The sequence below is a fragment of the Mucilaginibacter sp. genome (assembly GCF_028287845.1).
In the GTDB taxonomy this organism is placed as follows: domain Bacteria; phylum Bacteroidota; class Bacteroidia; order Sphingobacteriales; family Sphingobacteriaceae; genus Mucilaginibacter.
On record NZ_JAQBOW010000129.1, the window covers coordinates 1 to 5,006 of the forward strand.

Here is a 5,006-nt window from a genome sequence, read left to right on the forward strand (position 1 = left end):
CGATATACCTGCTGATCTTCCAGCCAAACTTCTTTTACCGATGGGGTTACATCATGCAAAACCGGGGTGTAAGGAAACAGCGACGCGGTATGCGAGTTATCACCTAAACCTAATAATACCAGGTCAAAGCTCATTTCATCCTCGTCAAAGAACTCTGCTATGGTTTCGGCATATTTTTGTGCAGCCTCTTTTGGAGTCAGCGTTGTATCAACCGCGAAAATATGATCGCTATCAATATACAAAGGCTCAAACAAAGCTTTTTTTGCCATCAGGTAATTACTATCCTTATCGGTTTGCGGCACATTGCGCTCATCACCAAAAAAGAAATAAACCTTGCTCCATTCTACGCTATCCGCGTAAATGGTTGAAGCTAACAACTCATACAATTTTTTGGGAGAGCTGCCGCCTGATAATGCCACTGAGAATTTATCTTTTGCAGCGATAGCTTCGTTGGCTATTTTTACAAAGTATTGAGCTAAAGCATCAAGTACTTCGTCTTCCGTATTGAAAATGTTTAAGTTCATTGCTAAGTTTTATAAATCCTTTATTATTAGCCTCTTCTAAAGTCTCCTCCGGTGGGGGAGACTTTTTCCATCTTTTTTAAAGCCCTCCCTTTCTGGGAGGGTTGGGAGGGGCTTATTATTTTTTACTACCATTTAACGGTAAAGAGAACCAGTTAAAACCATCACGGGCGATAAGCGCCTCGGCACTTTCAGGGCCCCATGAATCGGCAGAATAATTAGGGAAATTCAGGCTCTTTTTATTGGTCCAGGTGCTTAATACTGGCATAATCAGTTCCCATGCTGCTTCTATTTGGTCGCCACGCATAAACAAGGTTTGGTCGCCCAGCATGGTATCTAATAATAAAGTTTCATAGGCCTCTGGTGCCTGATTGGTATAAGTTCCTTTATAATCAAATACCATATCAACGGTATTTAATATCATATCCAGCCCCGGGCGTTTGGCCTGTACTTGCAGGCGGATGCTCATTTCAGGCTGTATACTGATGATTAACCTGTTTTGTTGCCAGCTTTCGGTAGCCTCGGTAGGGAATACCTTATGCGGCACGTCTTTAAACTGTATAGAAATCACGGATGATGATTGGTGCAGCCTTTTGCCGGTACGTACATAAAATGGTACACCCTGCCAGCGCCAATTATCAACAAAGAATTTAATTGCGGCAAATGTTTCGGTATTTGAGTTTGGATCAACCTTAGGTTCTTCGCGGTAGCCCGGTACTTCTTTACCTTCCATCCAGCCTTTAGCATATTGCCCCCTTACAGCCGACATACGCACATCCTCGGGCGAAAACCTGCGCATCGCATGTAATACATCAACTTTGCGGTTACGTATCTCGTCGGCATTAAAATTAACCGGAGTTTCCATAGCCACCAGGCACAGCAATTGCAACAAGTGATTTTGGATCATGTCGCGCATAGCACCTGCACCGTCATAATAATCGCCGCGGTCTTCAACTCCTAATTGCTCGGTAACAGAAATCTGTACGTGCTCTATATAATTACGGTTCCAGATAGGTTCCAATATAGAGTTGGCAAAACGGAAAGCCATAATGTTCTGTACTGTTTCCTTACCTAAATAATGGTCTATATGGTATATCTGTTTTTCATTAAAAAGACCCGCAAGTAATTTATTCAATTCTTTTGCAGATTCCAGGTCGTGTCCAAATGGTTTCTCAATTACAATACGTGCCCTTTCTACATCGGTGGTCAGTTTGGCTTTAGCCAAATTTGCCGTGATGATTGGGAAGAATGAAGGTGATACCGCTAAATAATAAATAACATTAGCTCTTGTTTTCCACTCGGCGTTATGTGCATCTACACGTTTGCCAAACTCTTTATAAGTTTCGGCGTCTTTAGCGTCCGAAACCTGGTAGTAAATGTTTTTTTCAAATTCATCCCATTTGGCTTTAACGGCTTTACCACTACGCGAGAAATTGTTTATATCTTCAAGCAAATTTGCTCTAAACTGCTCATCAGTTAATTTGGTACGCCCGGTACCGATGATAGAAAATTGCGCTGGCAACCATCCGTCAAGAAATAAATTATACAGTGCCGGGGCAAGTTTACGCGAGTTTAAATCGCCGGTACCGCCGAATATGACAAATATGGTGGGATCTGATTTTATTATAGACATGATAATATCTTATTTTAATTAATTTTTAGCTACCCATTGGGTATGGAAAGTTCCTTCTTTACCTATTAGCTCATAAGTATGCGCGCCAAAATAATCGCGCTGAGCCTGTATAAGGTTTGAAGGCATTCTTGCGCTGCGGAACGCGTCGAAATAACTTAATGATGCCGCATAACAAGGCGCGGCAATACCTGCCGCTGTTATTTTTGATAATACTGATCTGGCACCTTTAACGGCATCGGTAACGTCTTTTTGTACCTGGCTGTCTAATAGTAAGTGCTCTAATTTGGCATCTTTTTGATAGGCGTTATAAATGTCATTTAAAAACACCGACCTGATGATACAGCCACCGCGCCATATTTTAGCTATCTCATCTAATTTAAGCTGGTATTTATATTCTTCGGATGCCCTTAACAACATGTGCATGCCTTGCGAATAAGTAATGATCATGTTAAAATAAAAGGCTTGCTCTAATTCGGCTAAGAATGTTTTAGTATCAACATCAAGCTTTGGGTCTTCCTGGCTGTATAACGCCGCTGCTTTTACTCTTAATGCTTTGTATTTAGAAAGGTCGCGCATGGCAACTGATGAATCTACAGTTGGTATAGGAGCCTGAAGGTCCATAGCTACTTGCGATGTCCATTTACCGGTTCCTTTTGCTCTCGCTTCGTCCTTTATATCATCTAATAATAAATGATCTGTGCCCGGCGCTTTGTATTGAAATATATCGCGGGTAACTTCCATCAGGAATGATTTTAAACGGCCCTCGTTCCACTCGGTAAATATCTTACCAATAGCGTCGTTATCCAGCTTTAAGCCTTTTTTAAGTATCTCGTAGGTTTCGGCAAGCAATTGCATTACACCATACTCAATACCGTTATGTACCATTTTAACAAAGTGACCGGCAGCACCGGGGCCAATGTAAGTAACGCATGGCGCGCCATCAACCTTAGCCGCTATCGACTCTAAAATAGGCTTCATTACATTGTAAGCTTCTTTATCGCCACCCGGCATCATACTTGGCCCTTTGCGCGCGCCTTCTTCACCGCCTGATATGCCCATACCGAAAAAGTGAATGCCTTTACCTTCCAAATACTCTACCCTGCGGTTAGTATCTAAAAAGTAAGAGTTTCCGCCATCTATAATTAAATCACCCTTATCCAGTAAAGGCAATAGTTCTTCAATAACATCATCAACAATTTTACCGGCAGGCACCAACATCATAATTGCTTTCGGGCTGTTAAGGCTGGCTGTAAATTCTTTTACATCACTAAAACCTTTAAGGTTTCCGTGCTTGCTTTCCTGCTCTAACAAAGCGCCTTTTGACGCGTCTTTATCAAAGCCTGCCCCTTTTACACCATGGTCGCCCATGTTTAATAGTAAGTTACGGCCCATAGTGCCTAAGCCTATCATGCCGAAATCATATTTATTTGGTGTGCTCATATTATTTGTTGTGGTTTTCCTCTTTTAATTGTTGTAATATTTTTTTGGTCGATTCAAGGTCGGTATGCTGAAAGGACCTGATACCCAATTGCTGTGCCGCGTTAACAAACATTATCCGGTCGTCAAAATAAACACATTGGTTAGGTTGTACCTGCGCTATGCCCATAGCCAGTTTCCAGATACTTGGATCGGGTTTGCGCAGCTTAACCTCGCATGATGATACAAAAGCATCAAAAAAATCATGCAGCTTAAACTTCTTCACCCGGTAATCATTTAACTCCTTGCCTTCATTATTAATAGAAATGATGCGGAAGCCGCAATCTTTCTTCCATTCCTTTAACCAGGCCAGCGTAGGCAGCTCAACAGATTGCTGGTAAATAAACTCCTTAAAGTCTTCCCTTGCAAAATCGCGCGGATGATTAAATACTACAGTATCAAGATATTCATCCAGCGTTACGCTGCCAATTTCATATACATTGAAAATGAAGGTATGCAGGGCATTTACCTCGGCATAATCCAGCCCGAATTTTTCGGCAGCCAGCTTACGCGATTCATGCCCCCAGCCATTGGTTAACAATATACCGCCGATATCAAAAAAAAGTATTTTAAGGTCGTTAGTTTCCATTACCCAACTTATTTAAACCTTGCTTTTTTGAGCTTCTATAGATTGTAATAGTTTTTCGAAAGGTTGGTTGAATTTATCAATACCCTCGTCTTCTAATTGCTGAGTGATCTGGTCAATATCAATACCTGCCGCTTTAACACGATCCAAAGCTTCGGTTGCTTTATCCAATCCTTGCTCTAATGTATCTGCAGCAATACCATGATCGCGGAATGCTTCAATAGTTTCCAAAGGAACGGTATCAACAGTATCCGCACCTATCAAAGCCTCAACATATTTGGTGTCTTTAAATGCAGGGTTCTTACTGCTGGTACTTGCCCATAGTAAACGTTGTGGTTTAGCGCCTTTAGCTGCCAGTTTTTCCCAACGTGGACCGCTGAACACTCTTTTGTAAATTTCGTATGCTTTTTTGGCAGATGCAATGGCAACTTCGCCTTTCAGGTCGCCTAAGCCTTTTTCGTCTAATATCGGGTCGATCAATACATCTATACGGCTTAAAAAGAAACTGGCTACAGATGAGATATGCTCGATACTGTGGCCCGCAGCCAAATGATCTTCTAAACCAGAAATATAAGCTTCGGTTACAGCTTCGTAACGTGGCAAACCAAATAACAGGGGAACGTTAATGTTAATACCTTGCGCGATAGATTTGCGTATAGCATATAAACCAGGTTGTGTACCCGGGATCTTAATCATTACATTTTCGCGATCAACTTGTTTCCAAAGCAGTTTTGCCTGCTCAAAAGTTTCGGCACCTTTTAAAGCCAAAAATGGAGATACCTCTAAACTA

Annotated in this window: 5 protein-coding genes; all 5 read right to left on the reverse strand. The window is 41.7% G+C overall.

Annotation, left to right across the window (positions count from 1 at the left end; all coding sequences use genetic code 11):
* Positions 1 to 524 (reverse strand): 6-phosphogluconolactonase (pgl, locus tag JWP71_RS13040; RefSeq protein ID WP_299500711.1); only part of this gene is annotated, 524 nt, incomplete at its 3' end.
* Positions 525 to 639: 115 nt separating this feature from the next.
* Positions 640 to 2,154, reverse strand: a complete 1,515-nt coding sequence (gene zwf / locus JWP71_RS13045) for a glucose-6-phosphate dehydrogenase (protein ID WP_299500713.1) — start codon at positions 2,152 to 2,154, stop codon at positions 640 to 642.
* 18 nt (positions 2,155 to 2,172) lie between these two features.
* Positions 2,173 to 3,594: an NADP-dependent phosphogluconate dehydrogenase gene (gene gndA / locus JWP71_RS13050; protein WP_299500715.1), complete on the reverse strand. Its 1,422-nt coding sequence runs from the start codon at positions 3,592 to 3,594 to the stop codon at positions 2,173 to 2,175.
* Position 3,595: 1 nt separating this feature from the next.
* Complete coding sequence (locus JWP71_RS13055) at positions 3,596 to 4,219, reverse strand: HAD-IA family hydrolase (RefSeq protein WP_299500717.1); 624 nt, start codon at positions 4,217 to 4,219, stop codon at positions 3,596 to 3,598.
* 12 nt (positions 4,220 to 4,231) lie between these two features.
* The coding region (locus JWP71_RS13060) for a transaldolase family protein (protein WP_299500719.1) at positions 4,232 to 5,006 on the reverse strand (775 nt) is incomplete at its 5' end.